We start from the raw sequence: 1,523 nt of genomic DNA, 5'->3' as shown, positions 1-1,523 counted from the left end.
AGCGGCCCGGAAAACCCCTGGCAATGACTGTGACCTACTACCGGACACCGTCCACGCCCACCCGAAAACCCAGGAATTCCCATAACAGAGCCGACAGCCATCACTAACCACCGCAGTAAGTGATGCGCGCCCCATGGCCGGCCTCACACGCCGACGCCCGCCGGCTCACTCTCCGGCCGACGGGCGCTACTCACCGCGAGCAATTTCCGGGGGCTTTTCAGCGCATCAGCGCGCCGCCGTTGATGTCGTACGTCGCCCCCGTGATGAACCCGGCGTGCGGCCCGGCCAGATAGACGGCCAGCCGCGCCACCTCCTCGGGCGTGGCGATGCGCCCCACGGGGACCTGGGCCGTCAGCCCGGCCAGGACGTCCTCGCCGACGGAGCGGACCATCGGGGTGTCGATCATGGCGGGGGCGATGGTGTTGACGGTGATCCCGTGGGGCCCGAGTTCGGCGGCGAAGACGCGGCTGAGCGCGATCAGTCCGGCCTTGGCCGCGCCGTAGGCGGCGCCGGTGGGCCGGGGCGCCTGGCCGGCGATGGAGGCGAGGTTGACGACCCGGCCGCTTCCCCGGGTCCGCATGTCGCCGGTGACCTCGCGGGTGAGGAAGAACGCGGCCCGCAGGTTGACGTCGAAGACCTGGTCCCATTCGGCGGGGGTGATGTCCCAGAGGGTCTTGGGCAGGGCCCGGGCGGCGTTGTTGACCAGGATGTCCACCGGTCCGTAGCGCTCGCGGACCTCACGGTAGCGGTCCGTCAGGGCGTCGAGGTCGGCCAGGTCGCACGTCATGGGCACGACCCGCTCCCCGGCGGTGCCGGCCTCCTCGGCCATCGCCCGGTTCGCGTCCTCGTCCACGTCCCAGGCCACGACCCGGGCACCGGCGTCCAGGAAGGCCCGCACCAGGGCGCGTCCCAGACCCCGGGCGCTGCCGGTGATCAGGGCGGTCCGCCCGTCGAGCTCCGCTTCGTACGGCATCGTGTCGGCCCTCCCCGCCCGCTCAGGCATTGCCGAAGAACAGCTGCCGGCCCACCCGCGCCTCGATCCGCAGGTACTTCCACAGCCGCCGGTCGCCGAGGCGGGTCTCGCGGACGATGCCGCAGATCCCCTCGACCGCGGCCAGGTCGGGCACGTCCGCGAGGATGTACGAGGTCCAGGGCCAGCCCGTGGACGCGCCGGCCATCACGCGGTCGTCGTCGAAGGTGCCCAGCACGGTGGCGCCGAAGCGCCCCGCGAGGTCGGCGAACGCGCCGGGGATGGCCTCCATCGCCTCGGTGCGTTCCTCGTCACCGGCATTGAAGAATTCCTGGGTCACGGCGATGCAGAAGAGCGTCCGGATCATGAGGAGCGCGCCCCACCCTTCGTCGAAGATCATTTACTGTCCCGCACGCTACCCGAGGGGCTCGGCCGGAACGCACGGAGGGCGGTGGCCCCCTCTCGGGTGCCACCGCCCTCTGCGGTGCGTGATCCGCGTGATCGATCAGTAGGCGGAGTTGACGTTGTCCATGGAGCCGTAGGTCTTGGCGGC

The 1,523-nt window shown here is 71.0% G+C and carries 2 protein-coding genes; both read right to left on the bottom strand.

Annotated elements, in window-relative coordinates; translation table 11 throughout:
* Positions 1-217: 217 nt before the first annotated feature.
* The gene (locus I5Q34_RS33060; RefSeq protein ID WP_199896194.1) at positions 218-973 is read right to left on the bottom strand and encodes an SDR family NAD(P)-dependent oxidoreductase; all 756 of its coding nucleotides are present in this window, start codon (positions 971-973) and stop codon (positions 218-220) included.
* Between the two features lie 22 nt (positions 974-995).
* On the bottom strand, positions 996-1,370 hold the full coding sequence (locus I5Q34_RS33055; RefSeq protein ID WP_199896193.1) for a hypothetical protein: 375 nt from the start codon (positions 1,368-1,370) through the stop codon (positions 996-998).
* Positions 1,371-1,523 lie beyond the last annotated feature (153 nt).

Source organism: Streptomyces sp. AV19, assembly GCF_015999245.1.
GTDB lineage: Bacteria > Actinomycetota > Actinomycetes > Streptomycetales > Streptomycetaceae > Streptomyces.
Note: the sequence above shows the minus strand (reverse complement) of the source record. Positions and strands in the feature narration are given on the sequence as shown.